The sequence below is a fragment of the Streptomyces sp. V1I1 genome, from assembly GCF_030817355.1.
Classification (GTDB): Bacteria; Actinomycetota; Actinomycetes; order Streptomycetales; family Streptomycetaceae; genus Streptomyces.
This window is the reverse complement of the sequence record NZ_JAUSZH010000001.1, coordinates 2059952-2085563: the sequence shown is the minus strand read 5'-3', so window position 1 is coordinate 2085563 and position 25612 is coordinate 2059952. Positions and strand designations below refer to the sequence as shown.

The window sequence follows — 25612 nt, the reverse complement described above, 5'->3', positions numbered from 1 at the left end:
GTGGCCGAAGGCGTGTGAGACGGCGGTATTCGGGGAACCTTCTGGTCTCCCGCTACGTTTCTGCTACGTGCACAGTGACATCACGGTGACAGGGTGTGGCGACAGGCAGGGTGCGGCTACCATGACCGGCACAAGGACGGGCGACGCAAGAGAGTCGTCCCCTGGGGCGGCGCCCGGTGCACATCCGGGGCGAGGAGGGCGGGCCATGGTGCAGAAGGCCAAGATCCTCCTGGTCGATGACCGGCCGGAGAATCTGCTGGCGCTGGAGGCCATCCTCTCTGCGCTCGATCAGACACTGGTGCGGGCATCGTCCGGGGAGGAAGCGCTCAAAGCGCTGCTGACGGACGACTTCGCGGTCATTCTGCTGGATGTCCAGATGCCCGGTATGGACGGATTCGAGACGGCCGCGCACATCAAGCGACGGGAACGGACCCGGGACATCCCGATCATCTTCCTCACCGCGATCAACCACGGCCCGCACCACACCTTCCGGGGTTACGCCGCGGGCGCGGTCGACTACATCTCCAAGCCGTTCGACCCCTGGGTGCTGCGCGCCAAGGTCTCGGTCTTCGTCGAGCTGTACATGAAGAACTGTCAACTGCGTGAGCAGGCCGCGCTCCTGCGGCTCCAGCTGGAGGGCGGCGGCGGGCATGCGAGCGCGGGCGACAGCAAGGAGCCCGCGGGGCTGCTCGCCGAGCTTTCCGCGCGGCTCGCGGCAGTTGAGGAGCAGGCGGAAGCGCTGTCCAAACAGCTTGACGACGACTCGGCGGACGCCGCCGCAGTCGCCACCGCGGCCCATCTCGAGCGCAAACTCACCGGTTTGCGCCGGGCGCTCGACGCGCTGGAGCCGGGTACCGGCGGCGGTACGCCGTCGCTGCCTTCGCAGAGCTGAACGGCCGCCCGGGGCTTGATGGAGCGTCAGCTTCCCGCCACCAGGGCGTCAGCTTTCCGCACCTACTGGCACGACACGAACGAGTGAAGCAGTGGGCACACGTGTCCGCTGCCGTCGACACCGGTAACCTCACCACCATGGCCTCACGCACGTCCGGCAAGGGTTCCCAGGGCGCGGCGGGCACCGCGAAGCCGCGCGCCGGCCGTACGACCGGCGCCGCGAAGAAGGCGGCGCCCGCCAAGAAAGCTGCCGCCAAGAAGACCGCACCCGCGAAAAAAGCGCCCGCCAGGAAGGCGGCGGCGAAGAAGGCTGCGCCCAAGCCCGCGCCGTCCCCCACGGGGGGCGTGTACCGCCTCGCGCGCGCCCTCTGGCTCGGTCTGGCACACACTGTGGGCGCTCTGTTCCGTGGCATAGGACGGGGAGCGAAGGGGCTCGACCCGGCCCACCGCAAGGACGGCCTTGCGCTGCTGCTCCTCGGCGTGGCGCTGGTCGTCGCCGCCGGTACCTGGTCCAATCTGCGCGGCCCGGTCGGCGATCTCGTCGAGATGCTGGTGACCGGCGCGTTCGGCCGGCTCGATCTGCTCGCGCCGCTACTGCTGGGCGTGATCGCCGTACGTCTGATCCTCTATCCCGAGAAGCCAGAGGCCAACGGCCGGATCGTGATCGGTCTGTCCGCGCTCGTCGTCGGCGTGCTCGGGCAGGTCCACATCGCCTGCGGCTCTCCCGGCCGCGGGGAGGGCACCGAGGCGATGCAGGACGCGGGCGGGCTGATCGGCTGGGCCGCGTCCAAGCCGCTGATCTTCACCATGGGCGAGGTCCTCGCAGTACCGCTGCTCGTGCTGCTCACGCTCTTCGGCCTGCTCGTGGTCACCGCGACGCCCGTCAACGCCATTCCGCAGCGGCTGCGGCTGCTCGGCTCCAAGCTGGGCATCGTCGAGCCGGCGTACGAGCCGGGGGCGGACCGCGAGGCCGGCGAGGACGACGAGCGGTACGAGGACCAGTGGCGCGATGCCGTCCCCGGGCGGGCGCGCCGCTCGTCCGCGCGCCGGGGCGAAGCGCCCGCGGACTTCGACCCGGACCCTGCCGAGGAGGCAGCGCTCTCCAAGCGCAGGCGGCCGCGCAGGGCCTCCGTGCAGCCAGCCATGGACCGTCCGATGGACGCGGTGGATGTGGCAGCGGCGGCGGCCGCGGCGCTCGACGGAGCCGTACTGAACGGCATGCCGCCGTCGCCGCTCGTCGCCGACCTCACCCGGGACGTCACCGCCGAACGGCAGCGGGCCGCCAGCCCCGTGCCGAGCGCGCGAGAGCCCGAGGAGCCCGGGACGAAGGAGAGCGGATCGAAGGCGTCCGTACCGGATCTGACCAAGTCCGCGCCGGTACCCGACGAGTCCCAGCCCCTGCCGCCGCGCGCCGAGCAGCTCCAGCTCTCCGGCGACATCACCTACGCCCTGCCCTCGCTGGACCTGCTGGAGCGCGGCGGCCCCGGCAAGACGCGCAGCGCCGCCAATGACGCGGTCGTCGCCTCGCTCAGCAATGTCTTCATGGAGTTCAAGGTCGACGCGGCCGTCACCGGCTTCACCCGCGGCCCGACGGTCACCCGGTACGAGGTGGAGCTGGGCCCGGCCGTGAAGGTCGAGCGGATCACTGCCCTCACCAAGAACATCGCGTACGCCGTCGCCAGCCCCGACGTACGGATCATCTCCCCGATCCCCGGCAAGTCCGCGGTCGGCATCGAGATCCCGAACTCCGACCGCGAGATGGTCAACCTCGGCGATGTACTGCGCCTCGCTGACGCGGCGGGGGACGAGCACCCGATGCTGGTCGCGCTCGGCAAGGACGTCGAGGGCGGCTACGTGATGGCCAACCTGGCGAAGATGCCGCATGTCCTGGTCGCGGGCGCGACCGGCTCCGGCAAGTCCTCCTGTATCAACTGCCTGATCACCTCGGTGATGGTGCGGGCGACGCCGGAGGACGTACGGATGGTGCTCGTCGACCCCAAGCGGGTCGAGCTCACCGCTTACGAAGGCATTCCGCACCTGATCACCCCGATCATCACCAACCCCAAGCGGGCCGCCGAGGCGCTGCAGTGGGTCGTGCGGGAGATGGATCTGCGCTACGACGACCTCGCGGCGTACGGCTACCGGCACATCGACGACTTCAACCAGGCCATCCGGAACGGCAAGGTCAAGCCGCCGGAGGGGAGCGAGCGCGAGCTCACCCCCTACCCGTATCTGCTGGTCATCGTGGACGAGCTCGCCGACCTGATGATGGTGGCGCCGCGCGACGTCGAGGACGCCATCGTCCGGATCACCCAGCTGGCGCGCGCCGCCGGCATCCATCTGGTACTGGCGACCCAGCGGCCATCGGTCGACGTCGTCACCGGTCTGATCAAGGCGAATGTGCCCTCGCGGCTCGCCTTCGCGACCTCCTCGCTCGCCGACAGCCGGGTCATCCTCGACCAGCCGGGTGCGGAGAAGCTGATCGGCAAGGGCGACGGCCTGTTCCTCCCGATGGGTGCGAACAAGCCGACCCGTATGCAGGGCGCCTTCGTCACCGAGGACGAGGTCGCGGTAGTCGTCCAGCACTGCAAGGATCAGATGGCCCCGGTCTTCCGGGAGGACGTCGTGGTCGGCACGAAGCAGAAGAAGGAGATCGACGAGGACATCGGCGACGACCTCGATCTGCTCTGTCAGGCCGCTGAGCTGGTGGTATCCACCCAGTTCGGGTCGACGTCGATGCTCCAGCGCAAGCTGCGCGTGGGCTTCGCGAAGGCGGGTCGGCTGATGGATCTGATGGAGTCACGGAACATCGTCGGGCCGAGCGAGGGCTCCAAGGCGCGCGATGTCCTGGTGAAACCGGATGAACTCGATGGAGTGCTTGCCGTGATCCGCGGGGAGTCTCATTCGTAAGGGTTTGGAGAGCAACCGTTTCCCTCAGTCGTACGTCAAGTTGGAGGGAGGGACAGTCAGATGTCCCACCATCAGGATGACCGGCCATTCTGTTGGCGTACAAAGTCCCTCGCCCGGTTGCCCCACCCTTTCGTTCCACCCATAGACTGAACCTCCAGCAGGTGGCTACACGCTCGAAAGGCGCCCCCGTGTCCATCGGCAACTCCCCCGAAGACGACCGGCCTTCAATCGACGACGACCAGCCTTCGCTTGAAGACGACCGGTCTTCGAACGAAGATGACCGGCCTTCGATCGGTCATGCGCTCCAGCAAGCCCGCATCGCCGCAGGTCTGACCGTTGACGAAGTCAGTTCCTCCACCCGGGTGCGCATCCCGATCGTGCAAGCGATCGAGCAGGACGACTTCTCCCGCTGTGGCGGCGATGTCTACGCGCGCGGTCATATCCGCACGGTTGCGCGTGCCGTCGGCCTCGATCCCGATCCGCTCGTCGCGCAGTACGACGCGGAGCACGGCGGACGTCCTTCGCCGACACCTGCCGCGCCGCTCTTCGAGGCCGAGCGCATCCGTCCCGATGCGCGCCGCCCCAACTGGACGGCCGCCATGGTCGCCGCGATCGTCGCCGTGATCGGCTTCGTCGGCTTCACGCTCTTCAGCGGCGAGGACGGCGGCAAGGGCAGCAACGTGGCCGAGGGGTCGGCGTCCGAGCAGAAGCCGAGCCCGGCTGATCCGTCCACGAGCAAGCCCGCCCCACCGAAGCCCGACCCGTCGGACAGCGCCATCGCGGCGGTGCCGAAGGACAAGGTGACGGTGAAGCTCTCCGCCCTGGACGACAAGAGCTGGATCTCGGCCAAGTCGCACAACGGCAAGCTGCTCTTCGACGGGCTGCTGCTCAAGGGCGAGTCCAAGACCTTCCAGGACGACGAGCGGGTTGATCTGATCCTCGGGAACGCCGGGGCGATCGAGCTGTTCGTGAACGGCAAGAAGGTCGAGGACCAGTTCGAGGCGGGCCAGGTCGAGCGGCTGTCGTACACGAAGGGCGACCCCGAGGTCGGCTAGCCCAGATGGGCTGCGGGGCCCCGGGAACCCTCGGGGCCAGGGCGTGGGTCAGGACAAAGTAGTCTTGAGCCCATGCCCGAACGCCGTACCGTCGCCCTTGTCACTCTTGGCTGCGCCCGTAACGAGGTGGACTCGGAGGAGCTCGCAGGCCGCTTGGCAGCGGACGGCTGGGAGCTCGTCGAGGAAGCCGCCGATGCGGATGTCGCAGTCGTCAACACCTGCGGGTTCGTCGAGGCCGCCAAGAAGGACTCCGTCGACGCCCTGCTCGAAGCCAACGATCTCAAGGACCACGGCAAGACCCAGGCCGTGGTCGCGGTCGGCTGCATGGCCGAGCGGTACGGCAAGGAGCTGGCCGAAGCGCTGCCCGAGGCGGACGGCGTGCTCGGCTTCGACGACTACGCCGACATCTCCGACCGCCTTCAGACCATCCTGAACGGCGGCATCCACGCCTCGCACACTCCGCGCGACCGCCGCAAGCTGCTGCCGCTGAGCCCGGTCGAACGGCAGGAGGCGTCCGATGTGGCGCTGCCCGGCCACGGTGACATCGCGCCCGCCCCCGAGGATCTGCCGGAGGGGGTCGCACCGGTGTCCGGGCCGCGGGCGCCCCTGCGCCGCCGCCTCGGCACCAGCCCCGTCGCCTCCGTGAAGCTCGCATCCGGCTGCGACCGGCGCTGCTCCTTCTGCGCCATTCCGTCCTTCCGCGGCTCGTTCATCTCGCGGCGGCCCAGCGATGTGCTCGGCGAGACGCGCTGGCTGGCCGAGCAGGGCGTGAAGGAGGTCATGCTGGTCTCCGAGAACAACACCTCGTACGGCAAGGACCTCGGCGACATCCGTCTCCTGGAGACCCTGCTGCCGGAGCTGGCCGAGATCGACGGCATCGAGCGGGTGCGGGTCAGCTATCTGCAGCCCGCCGAGATGCGGCCCGGGCTGATCGACGTCCTCACCTCGACGCCGAAGATCGCTCCGTACTTCGACCTGTCCTTCCAGCACTCCGCGCCGGGTGTGCTGCGCGCGATGCGGCGCTTCGGCGACACCGAGCGGTTCTTGGAGCTGCTGGCGACCATCCGCGGCAAGGCCCCGCAGGCGGGTGTGCGGTCCAACTTCATCGTCGGCTTCCCCGGCGAGACCGAGGCGGACTTCGCCGAGCTGGAAAGCTTCCTCACCGATGCGCGCCTGGATGCCATCGGCGTCTTCGGCTACTCCGACGAGGACGGCACGGAGGCCGTCTCGTACGACAACAAGCTGGACGCCGACGTGATCGCCGAGCGTCTTGAGTATCTGTCGCGGCTCGCGGAGGAGCTGACCGCGCAGCGCGCCGAGGAGCGGCTCGGCGAGGCCCTTGAGGTGCTGGTCGAGTCCGTGGACGGCGAGGACGGTGCGGTGGGCCGTGCGGCGCACCAGGCGCCGGAGACGGACGGGCAGGTGGTCTTCACTTCGAGCGAGGGGCTCGTGCCCGGTCGTATCGTCGTGGCAAAGGCCGTGGGTACGGAAGGCGTCGACCTGGTGGCCGAATGTCTTGAGGAGGTTGGCACATGACCGGAGTGCCGGCATCCGCGGGGGGCGGCACCGGCAGGCCCGCGCCCGGCGGCAAGCTGGGCGCTGCGGCCGTCAATCAGGCCAGCCTCTGGAACATCGCCAACATCCTGACCATGATCCGCCTGGTGCTCGTGCCCGGCTTCGTCATGCTGATGCTGCAGGACGGCGGATACGACCCGGCCTGGCGGGCCTGGGCGTGGGCGGCGTTCGCAGTCGCCATGATCACCGACATCTTCGACGGCCATCTGGCGCGTACGTACAACCTGGTCACCGACTTCGGGAAGATCGCCGACCCGATCGCCGACAAGGCGATCATGGCTGCCGGGCTGATCTGTCTGTCGGCGCTCGGGGATCTGCCGTGGTGGGTGACCGGGGTCATTCTCTTCCGTGAGCTCGGGATCACGCTGATGCGGTTCTGGGTGATCCGGCACGGGGTCATTCCGGCCAGTCGCGGCGGCAAGATGAAGACCCTCGCGCAGGGCACGGCGGTCGGGATGTACGTCCTGGCGCTGACCGGTCCGCTGGCCACCCTGCGCTTCTGGGTGATGGCGCTGGCCGTCGTGCTGACGGTGGTCACCGGTCTGGACTATGTGCGACAGGCGATCGTGCTGAGGCGCAGGGGACTGGCCGCCCAGCGGGCGGCGGCGGCCGACGAGGCGGGGAGCAACGCCGGGAGTGCTGGAAACGCAGGAGAAAAGCGGTGAAGACCGCGGCTCGGGTGCTGGCGTTGCTTGCGGAACGTGGCGAGACGCTGGCCGTCGCCGAGTCGCTGACCGGCGGCCTGGTGGCCGCCGAGCTCACTTCCGTACCAGGTGCCTCGAAGTCCTTCCGCGGGTCCGTCACGGCGTACGCAACCACTCTCAAGAGGGATGTTCTCGGCGTCGACGGGACCCTCCTGGCGGAGCGCGGCGCGGTGGATCCCGAGGTCGCACGGCAGATGGCGGCCGGGGTACGGCAGGCGCTGGGCGCCGGCTGGGGCATCGCGACCACGGGTGTGGCCGGGCCGGAACCACAGGACGGGCAGCCCGTCGGGACGGTCTATCTGGCCGTCGCGGGGCCGGGCGGCGCCGGGAAAGTGGCCGAGTTGCGGTTGAACGGTGGCCGGGCGGAAATCCGTAGAGAGAGTGTACGGAGCGTGCTCGAGTTGCTCTCCGGCGAACTGCACGAAAATGCGCGGACACAGGATACGGAACAGAACGGGGGGACTTGATGTTTGCAGCCCTGAGTGAACACGACATCGCTCCCCGCACGGCCGCGGCACGAGGCGGTACGGTGGGGCGTGAAGGATGCGGCTACGCGGACCGAGGAGGGAGCCACCGATGATTCTGCTCCGTCGCCTGCTTGGTGACGTGCTGCGTCGGCAGCGCCAGCGCCAGGGCCGTACTCTGCGCGAAGTCTCCTCGTCCGCCCGAGTATCGCTCGGCTATCTCTCCGAGGTGGAGCGGGGGCAGAAGGAGGCTTCCTCCGAGCTGCTCTCCGCGATCTGCGACGCGCTTGACGTACGGATGTCCGAGCTCATGCGTGAAGTCAGCGACGAGCTGTCGTTGGCCGAGCTGGCCGAGTCGGCAGCGGCGAGTGAGCCAGTGCCTGCGCCAGTACGCCCGATGCTCAATTCCGTCTCCGTGACGTCGGTGGCGGGTGTGCCGACGGAGCGGGTGACGATCAAGGCGCCTGCGGAGGCGGTGGACGTCGTCGCCGCCTGATCCGTACGGCTCTGCACGGCTTGTTTGCAGCTGAGCCCCGGTCTACTGCCCCTGCGGGGCGGAGGGCCGGGGCTTTTGCTTTATCGACGAATGCCCGGTTTGCGGTACTTGTGCCATGGTGGACGGGTATCTGCGAACCGAGTGGAGGACATCGATGTCTGTCGTGAAGAGCCCTCTGAACGAGTCGGACCTCAAGACGGTCGGCGATGCGCTGAGGGGCGCTCTCGTCGATCTGGTGGATCTCTCACTGGTGGCGAAGCAGGTCCACTGGAATGTCGTCGGGCCCCGCTTCCGGTCCGTGCATCTCCAGCTCGACGAGGTCGTGGACTCGGCGCGGATGCACTCCGACACGGTGGCCGAGCGTGCGTCGGCGCTCGGGGTGACGCCGGACGGCCGGGCTGCGACGGTGGCGGCGCAGAGCGTGATCGGCGCGGTGCCGGAGGGCTTGATCAAGGACGTGGACGCCGTGCAGACCCTCGTGGACGCGCTCGGCGCGGTGATCGGGCGCATGCGGGAGCGGATCGCCGCGACCGGGGATCCGGATCCGGTGACTCAGGATGTGCTGATAGGGCTCACGGCGGACCTCGAGAAGCACGCGTGGATGTTCCAGGCGGAGAGCCCCTAGGCGTTTGCGCTGCGGCCCCGGCACGTGGTCGGGGGTCGCGGGCTGTTTGGAGTGAGGTGACCGGTGCCCCGCGCGCCGGGGTGTGCATCCGGTGCGCCCTCCCGGTGAGTGATCGCGCCGGTCTAGCGTGGGCCGGAGGAGGCAGCCATGGCAGTACGCGGAGTCGTCCTCGTGCCGGTGGTCGCCCTCGGGTTCGTGGCCGGCGGGCTGTGGTGGTGGGCCGTGCTGCGGCTGGTGCTCGTGCCGCAGCAGGCGGGGCTGGTCGAAGGAGCGGTGGCGGCAGGCGGGTGGGGGCTCAGCCTGCTGCCGGTGCATGTCACGGCGTCCCGTGGGGGCACGCGCGGTGGGATCACCAGGGCATCGCGACGCCGCCGTTCGGGCGGAGGATCTGGCCCGTCGTGAAGGCGGACGCGTCGGACGCCAGGTGAAGGACCGTATGGGCGATGTCCTCGGGCTCGCCGACGCGGCGGAGCGGGGAGAGCCGGACCATCGCCGCCTCGGCCTTGTGCTGGAGCGTGGCGTCGTGGCGGTCGGTCATGGGGGTGCGGATCCAGCCGGGGGCGACGGCGTTGACGCGGATGGAGTGCGGGCCGAGTTCGGTCGCGAGGGTCTTGGTGAGCTGGACGACTGCAGCTTTGGCCGCGCTGTAGCAGAGCAGACCGGCGTTCGCGGCGTCCACGGCGCCGGAGGCCATGGTGACGATGGAGCCGGGGGTGCCCGTGGCGATCATGGCGCGGGCCGACTCCTGGCAGGCGTACAAGATCCCTTTGAAGTTGACCGCGAGGACGCGGTCGAGGTCCTCGTCCCTTGTCTCAAGGACGGGGCTGCTGTGCATGATTCCGGCGATGGCGGCCAGGATGTCGAGCCGGCCGGTGCTCTCGATGTGCTCGATCGCGGCCTTGAGCTGGGCGCGGTCGGTGACGTCGAGGGGGTGGGTGTGCGCCGTGCCGCCCGCGTCGGCGATCTGGGTGCGTGTCTCCTGGAGGCCCTTCTCGTCGATGTCGGCGCAGTGGACGGTGGCTCCCGCCTCGGCGAGGAGGGCGGCCGAGGCGCGGCCTATGCCGCCGGCCGCGCCGGTGACGAATGCGGTGCGGCCGGTGAGGTCGTACGCCTTGAGGGGCATGCGGGGACGGTACGACGGGATCTGACGGGTCGTCAACTAGTGGGCCCGGATTGGCAGTGCGGGCACCAGTAGGTGGGGCGTTCGCGGCTGCCGTCGCCCTGGTCGGCCTTACGGATCGGGGTCCCGCAGCGCAGACATGGCCGGCCTTCGCGACCGTAGACATGAAGCCGGGGACCGGGGCGGCGGCCAGCCGTGGCGCTTCGGCGGTCCCCGGCCGTGGTGGTGCGGTCGAAGCTGTGCTTGTTCGCTTCGAGGAGTCGGTGGGCGGTGACGACGAGCCGCTGAGGGGTGTCGGCGGGCAGCTCGCCGACGGGCAGCCAGGGCGTCACACGGGCCAGGAAGGCCAGCTCCGACTTGTAGACATTGCCGATGCCGGCGAGGTTGCGCTGGTCGAGCAGGGCCTCGCCCAGGGGGCGGGCCGGATCGGCGAGGAGGTTCGCGACGGCGGTGTCCGCGTCCCAGTCGGGGCCCAGCAGATCTGGGCCGAGATGGCCCACTGCCTTGGCCTCGTCGGCGGTGCGCAGCAGCTCCAGGACGGGGAGGCGGTAGCCGACGGCGGTGTGGCCGGCGTTGCCGAGGATCGCGCGGATCTGGTGCGCGGGGCCGCGCCAGCGCTCGCCGGAGCCGTACACCTGCCAGGAACCGTCCATACGGAGGTGGGAGTGGAGGGTGAGGCCGCCCTCGATGCGGGTGAGCAGGTGCTTGCCGCGCGGCGTGACGTCCAGGACGCTCCGGCCGGTGAGATCGGCGGTCGCGAAGCGTGGGACGCGGAGGTCGGACCGGGTGAGGACCTGCCCGGCGAGGGCAGTGTGCAGGCGCTTGGCGGTCAGCCAGACGGTGTCTCCTTCGGGCATGGCATCCATGATGGGGGTGGCGGGGGCCGCTGCGCCTTCAGCCCGTGGGGACCCCCCGGACGAAGTCTGGGGAGATTGAGGACATGCGGCCGAAGGTCGCATACCGGGGTCTGGGCGGAGCCCCCACGCGGCGGAGCCGCAAATCGATACGGCGGGAAGGGGCGGGGAGGGGCAAAGGCCCGCCGCAGGCGCCCGTCAGGGGCGCAGCCGTAGGCCTCTGGGGGTGGCGTGGAAGCCCGCCGTCTCCAGGGCGGGGGCCAGCGGCGAGGTGAGCGCCGGTATGCCGTTGGCGCGCTCGACGGTGACCGTGCCGAGTGCGCCCGCCCGGGCCGCGTGTGCCAGCGCCTCGGCCGCCGCGTGGAGCGCGGCGGAGTCCGGGTCGGTCGCCCAGGCCAGCAGAGTCTTGCCGCCGCGCTCCATGTACATCGTGAGCTCGCCGTCGACCAAGACGACCAGGGAGCCCGCCTTCCGGCCGGGCTTGTGGCCGGCGCCGGTCGGCGGCTCGGGCCAGGGCAGCGCCGCGCCGTACGCATTGGCGGGGTCGGCGGCGGCCAGCACCACGGCGTGCGGCGCCGTCTGCCCGTCGGCCCGGTCTCTCGCCGTGGCCGCCGCACGGAGACGGTCGACCGCGCCGTCCATCGCGAACTGGGCCGCGCCTAGCCCCTCCACCACATAGCCGCGCCGCGCCTGTCCGCTGTCCTCGAAGGCGGAGAGGATGCGGTACGTGGCCGAGAAGCCGCCCTCCACGCCCTCGGCCGCCACCGCGCCCCGGGTCACCACGCCATGGCGGTCCAGCAGGGTGCGGGCGAGGGCGTGCGCGCGGTGGGTCGGGTCGGGCTCGGCGGTCGGCAGCAGTGACCAGCGCCCGCTCACCGTCGGCGGGCCGGTACGGGAAGCGGGACGGGCGGCCGCCGTGAGGCTGCCGTACCGCCCGCGCGGCACCGTCCGTTTGGCTCGATGGGCCGTCGACCCTGCGGTCCGGCCCGAGCCCAGCAGCGAACGCAGCGGCGCCAGGGTGTCGTTGGTGAGCCGGCCGGACCAGGCCAGGTCCCAGACGGCGTCGGCCAGTTGGGGATCGGTGGCGTCGGGATGGGTGGTGGCCCTGACCTGGTCGGCGATCTGACGGAAGAACAGGCCGTAGCCGGGGGACAGGGCGCTGAGCACGGACTCATGGAGCGCGGTGAGCTCCAGCGGATGGGGCTGCGGCAGGAGCAGGGGTGCGGCGTCGGCGAGGTAGAGGGAGATCCAGCCGTCCTTGCCGGGCAGCGAGCCCGCTCCTGCCCAGACGACCTCGCCGGTCGTGGTCAGTTCGTCCAGGAGACCGGGGGCGTACCCAAGGACGCGGGACGGGAGGATCAGCTTCTCGAGGGCGGAGGCCGGGACCGCGGCCCCCTGGAGCTGCTCGACCGCGCGGGCAAGGCCGTCGATGCCGCGCAGGCTGTTGCTGCCCATGTGCTGCCACTTCGGGAGGAACGTCGCGAGCGCGGCGGGCGGGACCGGCTCCAGCTCATGGCGCAGCGCGGCCAGCGAGCGGCGGCGCAGCCGGCGCAGCACGGTCGCGTCGCACCACTCCTGGCCGATGCCGGAGGGGTGGAACTCGCCCTGGACGACCCGTCCGCTCGCCGCGAGCCGTTGCAGCGCGCCCTCTGTGACGGCCACGCCGAGGCCGAAGCGTGCCGCCGCCTGGGTCGAGGTGAACGGCCCGTTCGTACGCGCGAACCGGGCTAGGAGGTCGCCGAGCGGGTCCTTGACCGGCTCGGTGAACGCTTCCGGCACGCCCACCGGGAGCGCGGTGCCCAGCGCGTCGCGAAGCCGGCCCGCGTCCTCGACCGCAGCCCAGTGGTCGGCGCCCGCGATCCTGACCCGGATGGCGCGGCGCGATGCGGCGAGGTCCCGCGGCCACTCCGGGTCGCCGCCGCGCTCGGCCAACTCGGCGTCGGTCAGCGGGCCGAGGATCCGCAGCAGGTCGGCAACGCCCTCCTCGTCCTTGATCCGGCGGTCCTCGGTGAGCCATTGCAGCTCCCGCTCCAGCTCGGTCAGCACCTCGGGGTCGAGCAGTTCGCGCAGCTCTGCCTGGCCGAGCAGCTCGGCGAGCAGCCGGGAGTCGAGGGAGAGGGCCGCGGCGCGCCGCTCGGCAAGGGGCGAGTCCCCCTCGTACAGGAACTGCGCGACATAGCCGAAGAGCAGCGAGCGGGCGAAGGGCGAGGGCTCGGGCGTGGTGACCTCGACCAGCCTGACCCGGCGGGACTCGATGTCACCCATCAGCTCCGTGAGCCCCGGGACGTCGAACACGTCCTGGAGGCACTCGCGGACCGCTTCGAGGACGATCGGGAAGGACCCGAACTCGCTCGCCACCTGGAGCAGTTGGGCCGCGCGCTGGCGCTGCTGCCACAGCGGGGTGCGCTTGCCGGGATTGCGCCGGGGCAGCAGCAGCGCACGCGCGGCGCACTCCCGGAACCGGGAGGCGAACAGCGCGGAGCCGCCCACCTGGTCGGTGACGATCTGATTGATCTCGCCCTTGTCGAAGACGGCGTCCGCCGCGCCGACCGGGGCCTGCTCGCTGTCGAACGTCGTGTCGAGGTGGACCGGGTCCTGGTCGAGCAGGTCCAGGCCCATCAGATCGGCGTCGGGCAGCCGCAGCACGATGCCGTCGTCGGCGTGCATGACCTGCGCGTCCATGCCGTACCGCTCGCCGAGCCGGGCGCCGAGCGCCAGCGCCCACGGGGCGTGCACCTGGGCGCCGAACGGGGAGTGGATGACGACCCGCCAGTCACCCAGCTCGTCCCGGAAGCGCTCGACGAGGATCGTCCGGTCGTCGGGGACATGGCCGCACGCACGGCGCTGCTCGTCCAGATAGCCGAGGACATTGTCGGCAGCCCAGGCGTCGAGGCCGGCAGCCAGCAGGCGCAGCCGGGCGTCCTCGGTGCTCAGGCCGCCGACCTCCCGCAGGAACGCGCCCACCGCGCGGCCCAGTTCGAGCGGGCGGCCCAGCTGGTCGCCCTTCCAGAACGGGAGCCTGCCCGGCACCCCGGGGGCGGGCGAGACCAGCACCCGGTCGCGGGTGATGTCCTCGATACGCCAGGAGGTGGTGCCGAGGGTGAAGACATCGCCCACCCGGGACTCGTACACCATCTCCTCGTCCAGCTCGCCGACCCGGCCGCCGCCCTTCTTGGGATCCGCCCCCGCGAGGAACACCCCGAACAGCCCGCGGTCGGGGATGGTGCCGCCGGAGGTGACCGCGAGGCGCTGCGCCCCCGGCCGGCCCGTGACCGTACCGGCGACACGGTCCCACACCACGCGCGGGCGCAACTCGGCGAAGGCATCGGAGGGATAGCGCCCGGCGAGCATGTCGAGGACGGCGGTGAAGGCCGACTCGGGGAGCGAGGCGAAGGGCGCGGCCCGGCGCGCCAGCGCCAGCAGATCGTCGACCTGCCAGGTGTCCAGGGCGACCATGGCGACCAGCTGCTGGGCCAGCACGTCCAGGGGGTTGGACGGGACGCGCAGCGCTTCGATCGAGCCGCTGCGCATCCGCTCGGTGACCACTGCCGCCTGCACGAGATCGCCGCGGTACTTGGGGAAGACTACGCCCGTGGAGACCGCGCCCACCTGGTGTCCCGCGCGGCCGACCCGCTGCAGGCCGGAGGCGACCGACGGCGGTGACTCGACCTGGACGACCAGATCCACCGCGCCCATGTCGATGCCCAGCTCCAGGCTGGAGGTGGCGACGACGGCGGGCAGCCGGCCCGCCTTGAGGTCTTCTTCGACCAGGGCGCGCTGTTCCTTGGAGACCGAGCCGTGGTGCGCGCGGGCGAGGAGGGCCGGTGCGCCCTGCGCGGCCCCCGACTGCGCCATGATCTCGGCCGGTGGCGCCCCTTCGGGCATAGCCTGGCCCGTGGCACGCTCGTACGCGATCTCGTTGAGGCGGTTGCACAGCCGCTCGGCGAGCCGGCGGGAGTTGGCGAAGACGATCGTCGAGCGGTGCGCCTGAACGAGGTCGGCGATCTTCTCCTCGACATGCGGCCAGATCGACGGCTTCTCTCCGCCGTCCGATTCGGAGGCGGGGGAGCCGCCCAATTCGCCCAGATCCTCGACCGGTACGACCACTGACAGGTCGAACTCCTTGCCCGAGGGCGGCTGGACGATCTCCACCTTGCGCTGCGGCGAGAGATAGCGAGCCACCTCGTCCACCGGCCGCACCGTCGCCGACAGGCCGATCCGCCGGGCAGGCCGCGGCAGCAGCTCGTCGAGGCGCTCGAGCGATACGGCGAGATGCGCGCCCCGCTTCGTCCCCGCGACGGCGTGCACCTCGTCCAGGATCACCGTCTCGATGCCCGCCAGCGCGTCGCGGGTCGAGGAGGTGAGCATCAGGAACAGCGACTCGGGTGTCGTGATCAGGATGTCCGGCGGCTTGGTGGCCAGGGAGCGCCGCTCGGCGGCCGGGGTGTCGCCCGAGCGGATGCCGACCCGCACCTCCGGCTCAGGCAGCCCGAGCCGCACCGACTCCTGCCGGATTCCGGTGAGCGGACTGCGGAGGTTGCGCTCCACATCGACCGCGAGGGCCTTGAGCGGAGACACATACAGCACGCGGCAGCGCATCTTCGGGTCCGCGGGCGGTGGGGCGGATGCCAGCCGGTCCAGCGCGGCGAGGAACGCGGCCAGGGTCTTGCCGGAGCCCGTCGGAGCCACGACCAGCACGTCCGAGCCCTCCCCGATGGCCTGCCAGGCCCCCTCCTGCGCGGCGGTGGGCGCGCTGAAGGCTCCCGTGAACCAGCTCCGGGTCGCGGGAGAGAAGGAGTCGAGCGCAGTCCTGGCCATGCCCCCCATCGTGCACCGCACCACTGACAATCAGCTGTCCAGGTCATGGACGCGCAGGTCAGCGGCGAGGCCACCGGGGGACAATGGCCGGATGGGACGGCTGACGGAGCGCGAGTGGGCGAGGCACTGGCAGTACGAGGAGCTGCCGGGCCTCGATCTGCTGCGCGCCCGCTATGTCCGGCACACCTTCCCCCGCCACAGCCACGAGGGCTTCACCTTCGGCGCGGTCACCGGCGGGATCGAGGACGTGAGCCTGCCGGAGGGCCTTGTCCGGGCGGGCCCCGGCACGGTTGTCATGATCAACCCGGAGGTGCCGCACTCCGCCCGGGCCGGCGTTCCTGAAGGCTGGACGTACTCGACGCTCTACCCCTCCGTGGAGCTCGTCTCGGAGATCGGGGGAGCGGTCACCAGCCTGCGCGGCACCCCGGGATTCGCCGAGACGATCGTCGAGGACCCGCAGACCGCCCTGCTGATACGCGGCGTGCACCGGGCCGCGGAGGAAGGCAACGCGCTCGCCGCCGACAGCCTGCTGCGGATCGCCGTCGCCCGGATGCTGGGCCGTTACGGCAGCGCCCTCCCCTCGCGTACGCCCCAGGCCTCAGGCGCCCGCACGGCCGCCCTCGCCAAGCAGCTCCTCGAGGAGCGGATGGCCGAGCCGCCCTCCCTGGAGGGGCTTGCGCAGGAGCTCGGCACGAGCCCCTTCGCGCTGCTGCGCGCCTTCAAAGCGGTGTACGGGATGCCGCCGCACACCTGGCTCACCGATGCGCGCGTGCGGCGGGCGCGCCACCTTCTGGACGCCGGGACCGCGCCCGCCGATGCGGCCGTCGCCGTCGGTTTCACGGACCAGCCGCATCTGAACCGGCACTTCACGCGGATCGTCGGCGTCCCGCCCGGCGCGTACCGCAGGGAGCGCGCAAGAACGTACAAGACCGCCGGTGAGCGCCCCGCGTAGCGTCGAAGGCGTGGCAGAACAGACAGCTCATCCAGAGTCTCGCCCGAAGACTCCCGCAGGGACGTCCGCAGGGACAGGCACAGCCGCCGCTGAGCGGGTGCCCAAGCCGGATTCAGCGGTCGTGCGCGACGCTCTCGGCGTCGGCATCGCCGTCGGCCTGTCCGGATTCGCCTTCGGCGTGACGTCCGCCGGCGCAGGCCTCAGCCTCCTGCAGACCTGCGCGCTCAGCCTGCTGGTCTTCACCGGTGCCTCGCAGTTCGCGCTGGTCGGCGCGCTCGCGGCCGGCGGCAACCCGCTCGCCGCCGCGGCCGGCGCCTTCTTCCTCGGCGTACGCAACGCCTTCTACGGTCTGCGGCTGTCGCAGCTTCTCGCCCTGCCGCGCTTCGTACGCCCCCTCGCCGCGCACTGGGTCATCGACGAGACCACGGCCGTCGCCCTCGCCCAGCCCACGCGGCGCGCCGCGCGCCTCGGCTTCACCGTCACCGGGCTGACGCTCTACGTCCTGTGGAACCTGACCACGCTCGGCGGGGTGCTGGGCGCCGAGGCCCTCGGCGACACCGACGCGTGGGGTCTGGACGCCGCGGGCCCGGCCGTCTTCCTCGCGCTCCTCGCGCCGATGCTGCGTACGACGACCGAGCGAGCAGTCGCCGGGCTCGCCGTGGTGCTGGGTCTCGCGTTCCTGCCGGTGCTGCCCGCCGGGGTGCCGGTGCTGGTGGCCGCGCTCGCCGCGCCCGCCGTCCTGTGGTTCAAGGGACGCTCGATAGCCCGCTGCAGCAATGCAGACCGTACGAAGGCAGACCGTACGAAGGCCAACCGTACGAAGGGTGAGGACCGTTGAGCATCTGGATCGCGATCGCAGCGACCGCCGTCGGCTGCTACCTCGTCAAGCTGGCCGGCCTGCTGGTACCGGCCGACGCCCTTGAACGCCCCCTCGTCCAGCGGCTCGCCGCGCTCCTTCCCGTCGCCCTGCTGGCCGCGCTCACCGCGCAACAGACGTTCAGCACCGACAGCTCCCTCGTCCTCGACGCACGGGCGGCAGGACTTGCGGCCGCGGCGCTCGCGCTGGTGCTGCGCGCCCCCTTCCTGGTGGTCGTCGGGGCCGCGGTGGCAGTCACCGCGGGCGTGCGCGCGCTCGGCGGCTGAGCCGGGGGACAGACCGGGCGGGTCAGGCGATCGCGCGGCCGTGTGCTCGTAGCGTCCGCAGCGCCTCGATGGTCACGATCGGCCGCGCCTCCAGGGCCGTGCCGGGTGCCCACTGCCGCCAGTTGACCGGCCAGCCGCCGTCCTCGCGCTGCTCGCTCGCGAGATGCTCCAGCGAGCGCGCCATCTCCTCGTCGGTGAACCAGCGGCGGGCGAGCGACTGGGGCGTACGGGCGTAGTCGTACGGGAAGTGGCGCTCGCCCGCCGCATAGCCGGGGGCGAGCGGGTACTCCTCGAGCCGGTCCGGGTCGAGGACCGCCATGCCCTGCTCGCGCACCAGCCGGCCGAGCCGGTCCGCAGCGGCCTCGGCGCGCGAGCGGTCCGGAGCCCCGTCCAGGAAGGCGACCGCGGCCTCGATCTCGTACGGATGGGACTTCTCAAGCCCTGCGACGGCAGCCCAGCAGAAGTCCGTGGCCCTGAACAGCCAGGCGTGCCACACCTGATTACGGTGCAGCAGCCCGACCACCGGGCCCGTCGCGAGCAGCTCGCTGGGAGGGTCGTCGACGATCGGGATGAACGGCGCGGCCGGATAGCCGCGCTGGGAGGGGTGGATCGCGGGCAGCGCTCCGTCGTGCGTCGACACCTCGGTGAGGTAGCGGCACATCCGCTCCACGCGCAGGCCGCCGCAGCGGCCGATGGAGTCGAGGATGCGCAGGGCGTGCGCGGTGTGCAGCGGCTGGCTGACCGGGCCTCGCAGATCGGGTTCGAGGGCGTGGCCGTAGCCGCCGTCCTCATTGAGGTACGCGGCCAGGGCGGTCTCGACGGTTTCCGAGCCGCCGCCCAGGAAGTGGTACTCGAACCGCCGCTGCTCCAGAACCCGGGCAGTCAGCCAGATGAACTGCTCGGCGCGGGCGAGGGGTGACGCGAGCGAGGGCGAGGGGGTTGCTCCAGTTCCAGCCATGTTCCGACCGTAGGGCGGAAAGGGCTTTCGGCAAGCCGGAGGGACAGGCTGCACCCCCAGGGGCGGGATACTGACGTCATGCGGTTGACGATTTTCTGGGAGCGGATGGCGGACCACTTCGGTCAGGCCTACGCCGATTCCTTCGCGCGCGACCATGTGATGGCCGAGCTCGGGGGCCGTACGGTGCATGAGGCGCTGGCCGCCGGCTGGGAGGCGAAGGACGTATGGCGCGGGGTCTGCGCCGCGGTGGGCGTCCCGGCCGACAAGCAGTGAGACCGGTGGGTGACACTGGATCTCGTGGCCGAGACTGACAAGACCGAGCGGGACACGCCCGCTCAGGACGTGACCCCGCCGAACGCGCCGCCTCCCGCACCGGCGGGCGGATCCCACAGTCCGGCCCGCATGCCTCGCTGGTTGCCGCGCGCCATGGTGCTCGGGCTGGCCCTGTACGCCTGCTTCCAGCTCGGCAGCTGGGCCTTCCACCAGCTCATCGGCCTGCTGATCAATATCCTGATCGCCTTCTTCCTGGCGCTGGCGATCGAGCCTGCGGTGGGCAGGATGGCGGCCCGTGGCATGCGCCGCGGCCTTGCCACCTTCATCGTCTTCTTCGCCGTGATCGCCGTTGGCGTCGGCTTCGTCGTCCTACTCGGCTCGATGCTGGCGGGCCAGATCGTCGACATGGTCGAGGACTTCCCCAAGTACCTCGACTCGGTGATCCGCTGGATCAACAGCACCTTCCACACCGACCTCTCACGGGTCGAGGTCCAGGACAGCGTGCTGCGCTCGGACTGGCTGCGGAAGTACGTCCAGAACAGCGCGAGCGGCGTCCTGGACATCTCCGCAACCGTGCTCGGCGGACTGTTCAAGCTGCTGACGATCTTCCTGTTCTCGTTCTACTTCGCCGCCGACGGGCCCCGGCTGCGCCGCGCGCTCTGCTCCGTACTGCCGCCGGCCAAGCAGGCCGAGGTGCTGCGTGCCTGGGAGATCGCCGTCGACAAGACGGGCGGCTATCTCTACTCGCGCGGCCTGATGGCGCTGATCTCCGGCGGCGCGCACTACATCCTGCTGGAGATCCTGGGCGTGCCGTACGCTCCGGCGCTCGCTGTCTGGGTCGGTCTGGTCTCGCAGTTCATCCCGACCATCGGCACGTATCTGGCGGGCGCGCTGCCGATGTTGATCGCCTTCACCGTCAATCCCTGGTACGCGCTGTGGGTGCTCGGATTCGTCGTGGTCTACCAGCAGTTCGAGAACTATGTGCTGCAGCCCAAGCTCACGTCCAAGACGGTCCACATTCACCCCGCGGTGGCCTTCGGCTCGGTCGTCGCGGGCACGGCGCTGCTGGGGCCGGTCGGTGCGCTGATCGCGATCCCGGCGATCGCCACGCTCCAGGCGTTCCTCGGCGCGTATGTGAAGCGGTACGCCGTGACCGACGACCCGCGCGTCCACGGCCACCGGCTGCGCCACGGGGGCAAGGCCCTCGCGCGGCTGCGCGGTGTGCTCCGTGCGAAGCGGGACCAGGCGCCGCCCCCGGGGGACGGCGCCTGAGCTGGCGGGGTGGAGTTCCGGCACCCGGTTGTGACGGAGCGCTGTAGTTGACGGGCTTCGCCAACTACAGCGCTCAGAACTCGGCTTGCTCGTCGGTCGTCGAGGGAGCGGTTCCCGTCGGCCGACGCACGAGCGTCAGTGGGCCGGAACCAGCTTGGGGTTCGGGCCGTGGCTGTTCTCGTGCGGCTTGCCGTCACTGGCCAGGAACACCAGCAGGATGATCGCGCCCACGAGCGGGACCAGCGCGATGAGCAGCCACCAGCCCGACCGGTCGGTGTCGTGCAGCCGACGAACGGCGACACCGAGGCTGGGCAGGAGCACGACGAGGCTGTAGATCGCCCCAAGGATGGGGCTCGTGCCGGCAACATTGTCGATGATCGACAGCACGATGCTGATGATCACGCTGAACAGGACGAACATCCAGTACTCCTGGCGGCGTGCCCGCCCGCTGAATACCGCATATTTCTTGAGTACGTCCACATACCAGTGCACTGCGTCCCCCCAAAGGATCGCGATTTGGGCCCGTCCTCATGGACCAGGCCGAGCAGAACCTATGTGGCTTGAAGTGTGCGGGTCAAACCGTGACCTAGGGACGGCCGGGGCCGGGCTGCGCGGTGCGCTTGACACTAAAATCGAACATCCATTCTCATGGGATTCCGGCCTCGGTTTCCGGGAGTTATCCACAGGCTGGATGGACGTCGGGGCCCATTGTCAGTGGCAGGGGTTAGCGTCTTTGACGTGAAGCGATCGACACAAGCAAATCGGGTGGAACCCATGGCAGGAACCGACCGCGAGAAGGCGCTCGACGCCGCGCTCGCACAGATTGAACGGCAATTTGGCAAGGGCGCGGTGATGCGCCTGGGCGAGCGGCCGAACGAGCCCATCGAGGTCATCCCCACCGGGTCGACCGCGCTCGACGTCGCGCTCGGCGTCGGCGGCCTTCCGCGCCGGCCGTGTGGTGGAGGTGTACGGCCCGGAGTCCTCCGGTAAGACGACCCTCACACTGCACGCCGTGGCCAACGCCCAGAAGCTCGGCGGCTCGGTGGCCTTCATCGACGCCGAACACGCCCTTGACCCCGAGTACGCGAAGAAGCTCGGCGTCGACATCGACAACCTGATCCTTTCCCAGCCGGACAACGGCGAGCAGGCACTCGAGATCGTCGACATGCTCGTCCGCTCCGGCGCGCTCGACCTGATCGTCATCGACTCCGTCGCGGCCCTCGTGCCGCGCGCGGAGATCGAGGGCGAGATGGGCGACTCGCACGTCGGTCTGCAGGCGCGGCTGATGAGCCAGGCGCTCCGGAAGATCACCAGTGCGCTGAACCAGTCGAAGACCACCGCGATCTTCATCAACCAGCTCCGAGAGAAGATCGGCGTGATGTTCGGCTCGCCGGAGACGACGACCGGTGGCCGCGCGCTGAAGTTCTACGCCTCTGTGCGGCTCGACATCCGCCGCATCGAGACCCTCAAGGACGGCACCGACGCGGTCGGCAACCGCACCCGTGTCAAGGTCGTGAAGAACAAGGTCGCGCCGCCCTTCAAGCAGGCCGAGTTCGACATCCTCTACGGCCAGGGCATCAGCCGCGAGGGCGGTCTGATCGATATGGGCGTGGAGCACGGCTTCGTCCGCAAGGCGGGCGCCTGGTACACGTACGAGGGCGACCAGCTGGGCCAGGGCAAGGAGAACGCCCGCAACTTCCTGAAGGACAACCCCGATCTCGCCAATGAGATCGAGAAGAAGATCCTGGAGAAGCTGGGCGTCGGCGTGAGGCCGGAGGCCCTGGCGGCCGAGCCGGGCGCGGATGCCGCCGGCGCCGGTGCGGCGGCTCCGGCCGAGGACGCGGCGAAGTCAGCGCCCCCGTCCAAGGCCAAGGCGGCCAAGACGGCGGCGGCCAAGGGCTAGCAAATGGCCCGGCGAACCGAATGGCCGGGCGACAGCGCCGACTCGTCGAGGGCCGAGAAGGAGCTGTCGCCCCAGGATCCGGCCGAGCGGGCGCGGGCGATCTGCCTGCGGCTGCTCACCGGGACCCCGCGCACCCGCAAGCAGCTCGCGGACGCGCTGCATAAGCGTGAGATCCCCTCGGAGGTGGCCGAGGAGGTCCTCTCCCGCTTCGAGGACGTGGGGCTGATCAACGACGCGGCCTTCGCGGACGCTTGGGTGGAGTCCCGGCACCACGGCCGGGGCCTCGCCCGGCGGGCGCTCGCGCGGGAACTGCGTACGAAGGGCGTGGACTCCGCGCTGATCGACGAGGCGGTCGGACAGCTCGACTCCGAGCAGGAGGAGGAGACCGCCCGCGAGCTGGTCGCACGCAAACTCCGCTCGACCCGCGGCCTGGACCGCGACCGGCGTCTGCGTCGTCTGGCGGGCATGCTCGCCAGGAAGGGCTACCCCGAGGGCCTGGCCCTCAGGGTGGTCAAGCGCGCGCTCGAGGAAGAGGGCGAGGACACGGAGGACTTGGACGAGGGCGGTGGCTTCTAGCCCGGGCCAGGGCCTGCGGTTAGCCCGCGCCCGAGCCCGTGGTGCGGGGTCGCCCGGCTGCTGGACACAGCCGCCGCCCGGCCCAGGCCGCCCGCGCCGCGCACCGCTCAAGGACCGCGCCGCGGACTACCGTTCCACCGGCAGTCCCGCCGCCTTCCAGGCCTGGAAGCCCCCCACGAGGTCCGTCGCGCGGTGCAGGCCCAACTGCCGTAGGGACACTGCCGCCAGCGACGACGCGTAGCCCTCGTTGCAGATCACCACGACCCGCAGATCGTGGCTGACCGCCTCCGGTGCGCGGTGGCTTCCCCGGGGGTCCAGCCGCCACTCCAGCTCGTTGCGTTCCACGACCAGCGCACCCGGAATCAGACCGTCCCGCTCGCGCAGCGCCGCGTACCGGATGTCCACCAGCAGCGCGCCGGCCCCGGCCGCCTCGAAGGCCTCCTTCGGCTCGACCCGGTCCAGGTCCTCCCGTACCCGCTCCAGGAGCTCGTCGATCCCCACCTGTCCCCCGCTCACTGCCAGTCCTCCGGACGCTCGACCTGCTCAAGACGGAGCACCGCGCCCGACCGGCTGAAGCGCCGGATCAGCGGCAGCGGCGGGTAGTACGCATGGACCGAGACGGCATGCCCGGTGGCCGACTCGTTCAACACCTCGTGCACATGGTGCTTCCCGAAGGCCCGGCCCTGGCCGGCCCCCAACTCCCGCTCGCGGTCGACCCCTTCGCTCAGCTCCAGGGTCTTCCAGCCGCTCGCGGGGAGCCGCACGGCGAGGGAGTACTCCTTCAACTCGCCCGCGGCCGTGGCGAACGCGCCGAACGACTCGGCGTGGTCGTGCCAGCCGGTGCCCGTGCCCGGCGGCCAGGCGATCAGCCAAGCCTCACTGCCGCCGGGCCCTTCGAGCCGTACCCACGTACGGCCCTCGGGATCGAGCGGGATCGAGCCGATGAGGTCCTTGTCGGCGGCGGAGCGCCGCACGAAGTCGAGCAGCTCGGCGGCGGTCGGCGCCGACGCTTCCGTACGCGCCGACACTTCAGTACGCGCAGAGGCAGCAGTGACCGAGGTGGAGACAGGCTGGGACACGGAAACCGTCCTGGAAGTTCGCTGGGGGCGCGCGGGCCCATCAGGCCACAGCGCGAGGAGAAGGCGAATTCAGCAGGACGGGCGACACACGCAGCCCGCGTAGCGGACGAGGTCCATATGGACCCTCCGCCACAGGCGCACATCGGTGTCGGTCACGCTCCGGAGTACACCATGTGGGCCCTCGAGGGTCAATTGATGTCCGCAGTACGGTCACTGCGCGCCGCTGACGGGGCACCGCCGCGCGCCGCGTCCGCCGCCGAGTACAGCTCCGCAGGTCGCACCCCTGCGAACGAGGCGACCAGGTGCCCGTCCGGCCGCACCAGCAGCACTGTGTGCGCCGAAGCGCCCGGGTAGCTCTCCGTCACCAGCAGCTCCGCCCGCACCGGCAGCGCGGAGACCGCCGCGGCCAGCCGCGGCATCACGCCCGCGCTCACCCAGTGCCGCCGGTCCCACACCCCCGTACCCGGCGCGACCAGCATCACCAGCAGCCGCCCCCGCCCCAGCCGGTCCCGAAGCCGCGCGCTGGTGCCGTCCGGCGCGGTCACCCGTACATCCGCGACCGGAGCGCCCGCCTCCGTGCCCACGAAGGTCTGCGAAGGGGCGTATTCGGGTGCGAGGGGGGAGTGCGTATAAACGGGGGGCGCGCCCAGTGGGCCGTGCCCCAGATGGCCGTCGGTCAGCAGAGTGTCGTGCCCGCGCGCGGCACCCGGAAGATACGTACGCAGCCCGCTGCCGCCACGCAGTATCGGCAGCGACTGGTCGGCGGCGCGCAGCCGCGAGGCGACGGCCGCCCGCCGCTCCGCCTGATAGCTGTCGAGCAGCGGCTCGGACACGCCGTGGTGCCAGCTGTGCGCCAGCTTCCACGCGAGGTTGTCGGCGTCCCGCAGCCCTTCGTCGAGCCCCTGCGTGCCGAGCGCCCCGAGCAGATGCGCGGCGTCGCCCGCGAGGAAGGCCCGGTCCACACGCCAGCGCCGCGCGAGCCGGTGGTGCAGTGTGTAAACGCCGGTGTCGAGGAGCTCATACGGAGGCGTCTGGCCGCACCAGCCGGCCAGGGTGTCCCGTACGCGCGCCACCAGGGCGTCGGGGGTGACCAGTTCGCCGCGGGAGGGCAGCAGCCAGTCGAGCCGCCAGACGTCGTCCGGCAGCGGCCGGGCGGTGACCTCGTCGCCGCCTGTGCGCCAGGGCGGCTGGCGGTGCAGCAACGCCTCGTCGGGCCAGGGGAGTTCGGTGCGCAGGGCCGCGACGGCATGCTGCTCCACCGCCGTACGGCCCGGGAAGCGAATGCCGAGGAGCTTGCGGACCGTCGACCTGGCCCCGTCGCAGCCGACCAGATGACTGCCGCGCCACCAGGTCGCTCCGGGCCCCCGGGCGTGCACGCTGATCCCGGTCGCGTCCTGCTCCAGCGAGTCGACGCGACTCTCGGTGACGATCCGGACCAGCTGCTGCGCGGCGACGGCGTCCCGCAGTCCGCGCGCGAGGGCGTGCTGGGGGATGTGCAGCGGCGCGGGTGCGCGGTCGTCGCCGAGGACGAGCTGCCGGACGTCCTGCCGGCGCCGCATCGAGCGCCAGCCGGTCCAGCGGGAACCTTCGTCACGGCCAGTTGCGCAGCCGAGCCGTTCCACCATGGCTGCGGTGTCGGGCCGCAGCACGACCGTACGGGCGGGCCGCTGCTCGTCGTTGCCCGCGCCTTCGTCGAGCACGACCGAGGGGACGCCTTGTTGCGCAAGGGCCAGCGAGAGCGCGAGCCCGACAGGCCCCGCGCCCACGATGATCACCGGGTCCACGGCGTGACTCCTGGGGCCCGAAGGGTCATGCGGAAACGTGTGGTTGGAGCCCGGTGCGCGATCACAGAACGTATGCAACCCACTGCGGGTGCTGGCGTCAAGTGACGGAGGAATGCGGCGAGGGGCGGCCGCATTGCTGCGGCCGCCCCTCCAGTACTAC

General features: G+C 71.0%; 24 protein-coding genes and 1 pseudogene. 16 read left to right on the top strand and 9 right to left on the bottom strand.

The features are described from left to right. The first annotated feature begins 205 nt into the window (after positions 1–205). The 9 genes from QFZ67_RS09985 to QFZ67_RS09945 all read left to right on the top strand — a co-directional run bounded on the left by QFZ67_RS09985 (position 206) and on the right by QFZ67_RS09945 (position 9122). The gene (locus QFZ67_RS09985) at positions 206–892 is read left to right on the top strand and encodes a two-component system response regulator (protein WP_307660745.1); all 687 of its coding nucleotides are present in this window, start codon (positions 206–208) and stop codon (positions 890–892) included. Positions 893–1029: 137 nt separating this feature from the next. Next, positions 1030–3801, top strand: a complete 2772-nt coding sequence (locus QFZ67_RS09980) for a DNA translocase FtsK (protein ID WP_307660744.1) — start codon at positions 1030–1032, stop codon at positions 3799–3801. Positions 3802–3989: 188 nt separating this feature from the next. Further along, positions 3990–4856 carry a helix-turn-helix domain-containing protein gene (locus tag QFZ67_RS09975; protein ID WP_307660743.1) on the top strand — a complete coding sequence of 289 codons (867 nt, stop codon included), beginning with the start codon at positions 3990–3992 and terminating at the stop codon, positions 4854–4856. A gap of 72 nt (positions 4857–4928) precedes the next feature. After that, complete coding sequence (gene rimO, locus QFZ67_RS09970) at positions 4929–6392, top strand: 30S ribosomal protein S12 methylthiotransferase RimO (RefSeq protein WP_307660742.1); 1464 nt, start codon at positions 4929–4931, stop codon at positions 6390–6392. Further along, positions 6389–7096, top strand: coding sequence for a CDP-diacylglycerol--glycerol-3-phosphate 3-phosphatidyltransferase (gene pgsA / locus QFZ67_RS09965; protein WP_307660741.1), 708 nt, complete (start codon positions 6389–6391; stop codon positions 7094–7096). The genes rimO and pgsA overlap by 4 nt, the downstream gene beginning before the upstream one ends. Beyond that, positions 7093–7602 carry a CinA family protein gene (locus QFZ67_RS09960; RefSeq protein WP_307660740.1) on the top strand — a complete coding sequence of 170 codons (510 nt, stop codon included), beginning with the start codon at positions 7093–7095 and terminating at the stop codon, positions 7600–7602. The genes pgsA and QFZ67_RS09960 overlap by 4 nt, the downstream gene beginning before the upstream one ends. Positions 7603–7711: 109 nt before the next feature. Next, entirely contained in the window at positions 7712–8095 is a 384-nt protein-coding gene (locus QFZ67_RS09955; protein ID WP_019889909.1) for a helix-turn-helix domain-containing protein, read from the top strand. A gap of 154 nt (positions 8096–8249) precedes the next feature. Then, positions 8250–8720 carry a Dps family protein gene (locus QFZ67_RS09950; RefSeq protein WP_307660739.1) on the top strand — a complete coding sequence of 157 codons (471 nt, stop codon included), beginning with the start codon at positions 8250–8252 and terminating at the stop codon, positions 8718–8720. A 147-nt stretch (positions 8721–8867) separates the two neighbouring features. Further along, the gene (locus tag QFZ67_RS09945; RefSeq protein ID WP_307660738.1) at positions 8868–9122 is read left to right on the top strand and encodes a hypothetical protein; all 255 of its coding nucleotides are present in this window, start codon (positions 8868–8870) and stop codon (positions 9120–9122) included. Here QFZ67_RS09945 and QFZ67_RS09940 read toward each other — a convergent pair. The 3 genes from QFZ67_RS09940 to QFZ67_RS09930 all read right to left on the bottom strand — a co-directional run bounded on the left by QFZ67_RS09940 (position 9070) and on the right by QFZ67_RS09930 (position 15512). After that, positions 9070–9843 carry an SDR family NAD(P)-dependent oxidoreductase gene (locus QFZ67_RS09940; protein WP_307660737.1) on the bottom strand — a complete coding sequence of 258 codons (774 nt, stop codon included), beginning with the start codon at positions 9841–9843 and terminating at the stop codon, positions 9070–9072. The genes QFZ67_RS09945 and QFZ67_RS09940 overlap by 53 nt on opposite strands. Positions 9844–9875: 32 nt before the next feature. Then, positions 9876–10697 carry an Fpg/Nei family DNA glycosylase gene (locus tag QFZ67_RS09935; protein WP_307660736.1) on the bottom strand — a complete coding sequence of 274 codons (822 nt, stop codon included), beginning with the start codon at positions 10695–10697 and terminating at the stop codon, positions 9876–9878. Positions 10698–10892: 195 nt separating this feature from the next. After that, positions 10893–15512, bottom strand: a complete 4620-nt coding sequence (locus tag QFZ67_RS09930; RefSeq protein ID WP_307660735.1) for an ATP-dependent helicase — start codon at positions 15510–15512, stop codon at positions 10893–10895. Positions 15513–15603: 91 nt separating this feature from the next. Between QFZ67_RS09930 and QFZ67_RS09925 the strand changes: the two genes are divergently transcribed. Genes QFZ67_RS09925 through QFZ67_RS09915 form a run of 3 tightly spaced genes read left to right on the top strand, consistent with a single transcriptional unit; the run spans position 15604 to position 17607 of the window. After that, a complete protein-coding gene (locus QFZ67_RS09925; RefSeq protein WP_307660734.1) occupies positions 15604–16464 on the top strand; it encodes an AraC family transcriptional regulator in 861 nt (286 codons plus the stop codon). 10 nt (positions 16465–16474) lie between these two features. Beyond that, the gene (locus tag QFZ67_RS09920; protein WP_307660733.1) at positions 16475–17302 is read left to right on the top strand and encodes an AzlC family ABC transporter permease; all 828 of its coding nucleotides are present in this window, start codon (positions 16475–16477) and stop codon (positions 17300–17302) included. Further along, positions 17299–17607: an AzlD domain-containing protein gene (locus QFZ67_RS09915; RefSeq protein WP_307660732.1), complete on the top strand. Its 309-nt coding sequence runs from the start codon at positions 17299–17301 to the stop codon at positions 17605–17607. Before QFZ67_RS09920 ends, QFZ67_RS09915 begins: the two co-directional genes overlap by 4 nt. A gap of 22 nt (positions 17608–17629) precedes the next feature. On the opposite strand, the gene QFZ67_RS09910 is transcribed toward QFZ67_RS09915, so the two are convergent. Beyond that, positions 17630–18565, bottom strand: a complete 936-nt coding sequence (locus tag QFZ67_RS09910; protein ID WP_307660731.1) for a hypothetical protein — start codon at positions 18563–18565, stop codon at positions 17630–17632. Between the two features lie 78 nt (positions 18566–18643). Between QFZ67_RS09910 and QFZ67_RS09905 the strand changes: the two genes are divergently transcribed. Together QFZ67_RS09905 and QFZ67_RS09900 are read left to right on the top strand one after the other, a co-directional pair. After that, the gene (locus QFZ67_RS09905; protein WP_307660730.1) at positions 18644–18838 is read left to right on the top strand and encodes a DUF3046 domain-containing protein; all 195 of its coding nucleotides are present in this window, start codon (positions 18644–18646) and stop codon (positions 18836–18838) included. Between the two features lie 24 nt (positions 18839–18862). Then, positions 18863–20110: an AI-2E family transporter gene (locus QFZ67_RS09900; RefSeq protein WP_373429976.1), complete on the top strand. Its 1248-nt coding sequence runs from the start codon at positions 18863–18865 to the stop codon at positions 20108–20110. Positions 20111–20245: 135 nt separating this feature from the next. Here the strand turns inward: QFZ67_RS09900 and QFZ67_RS09895 are convergent, their stop codons facing one another. Next, a complete protein-coding gene (locus tag QFZ67_RS09895; RefSeq protein ID WP_307660729.1) occupies positions 20246–20602 on the bottom strand; it encodes a DUF805 domain-containing protein in 357 nt (118 codons plus the stop codon). Between the two features lie 282 nt (positions 20603–20884). On the opposite strand from QFZ67_RS09895, the pseudogene recA reads away from it, so the two are divergent. Then, positions 20885–22013: pseudogene (gene recA, locus QFZ67_RS09890) on the top strand (recombinase RecA). A 3-nt stretch (positions 22014–22016) separates the two neighbouring features. After that, positions 22017–22589, top strand: a complete 573-nt coding sequence (gene recX, locus QFZ67_RS09885) for a recombination regulator RecX (protein WP_307660727.1) — start codon at positions 22017–22019, stop codon at positions 22587–22589. Positions 22590–22715: 126 nt separating this feature from the next. Here the strand turns inward: recX and QFZ67_RS09880 are convergent, their stop codons facing one another. From QFZ67_RS09880 to QFZ67_RS09870, 4 genes are all read right to left on the bottom strand, one after another. Then, positions 22716–23105 (bottom strand): rhodanese-like domain-containing protein, encoded by a 390-nt coding sequence (locus QFZ67_RS09880; RefSeq protein ID WP_307660726.1) that lies wholly within the window; start codon positions 23103–23105, stop codon positions 22716–22718. Continuing rightward, complete coding sequence (locus tag QFZ67_RS09875) at positions 23102–23617, bottom strand: cysteine dioxygenase (protein ID WP_307665785.1); 516 nt, start codon at positions 23615–23617, stop codon at positions 23102–23104. The genes QFZ67_RS09880 and QFZ67_RS09875 overlap by 4 nt, the downstream gene beginning before the upstream one ends. A 120-nt stretch (positions 23618–23737) precedes the next feature. Then, a complete protein-coding gene (locus QFZ67_RS39085; protein WP_309544753.1) occupies positions 23738–23809 on the bottom strand; it encodes a putative leader peptide in 72 nt (23 codons plus the stop codon). 47 nt (positions 23810–23856) lie between these two features. Continuing rightward, entirely contained in the window at positions 23857–25452 is a 1596-nt protein-coding gene (locus QFZ67_RS09870; RefSeq protein ID WP_307660725.1) for an FAD-dependent monooxygenase, read from the bottom strand. Positions 25453–25612 lie beyond the last annotated feature (160 nt).

Bases quoted from the DNA above. Each gene is read 5' to 3' on its own strand.
- QFZ67_RS09910 (WP_307660731.1), bottom strand. From the start codon at position 18,565: ATGGCTGGAACTGGAGCAACCCCCTCGCCCTCGCTCGCGTCACCCCTC.
- QFZ67_RS09955 (WP_019889909.1), top strand. From the start codon at position 7,712: ATGATTCTGCTCCGTCGCCTGCTTGGTGACGTGCTGCGTCGGCAGCGC.
- pgsA (WP_307660741.1), top strand. From the start codon at position 6,389: ATGACCGGAGTGCCGGCATCCGCGGGGGGCGGCACCGGCAGGCCCGCG.
- QFZ67_RS09980 (WP_307660744.1), top strand. From the start codon at position 1,030: ATGGCCTCACGCACGTCCGGCAAGGGTTCCCAGGGCGCGGCGGGCACC.
- QFZ67_RS09950 (WP_307660739.1), top strand. From the start codon at position 8,250: ATGTCTGTCGTGAAGAGCCCTCTGAACGAGTCGGACCTCAAGACGGTC.
- QFZ67_RS09925 (WP_307660734.1), top strand. From the start codon at position 15,604: ATGGGACGGCTGACGGAGCGCGAGTGGGCGAGGCACTGGCAGTACGAG.
- QFZ67_RS09945 (WP_307660738.1), top strand. From the start codon at position 8,868: ATGGCAGTACGCGGAGTCGTCCTCGTGCCGGTGGTCGCCCTCGGGTTC.
- QFZ67_RS09940 (WP_307660737.1), bottom strand. From the start codon at position 9,843: ATGCCCCTCAAGGCGTACGACCTCACCGGCCGCACCGCATTCGTCACC.
- QFZ67_RS09930 (WP_307660735.1), bottom strand. From the start codon at position 15,512: ATGGCCAGGACTGCGCTCGACTCCTTCTCTCCCGCGACCCGGAGCTGG.
- QFZ67_RS09935 (WP_307660736.1), bottom strand. From the start codon at position 10,697: ATGCCCGAAGGAGACACCGTCTGGCTGACCGCCAAGCGCCTGCACACT.
- rimO (WP_307660742.1), top strand. From the start codon at position 4,929: ATGCCCGAACGCCGTACCGTCGCCCTTGTCACTCTTGGCTGCGCCCGT.
- QFZ67_RS09985 (WP_307660745.1), top strand. From the start codon at position 206: ATGGTGCAGAAGGCCAAGATCCTCCTGGTCGATGACCGGCCGGAGAAT.
- QFZ67_RS09905 (WP_307660730.1), top strand. From the start codon at position 18,644: ATGCGGTTGACGATTTTCTGGGAGCGGATGGCGGACCACTTCGGTCAG.
- recX (WP_307660727.1), top strand. From the start codon at position 22,017: ATGGCCCGGCGAACCGAATGGCCGGGCGACAGCGCCGACTCGTCGAGG.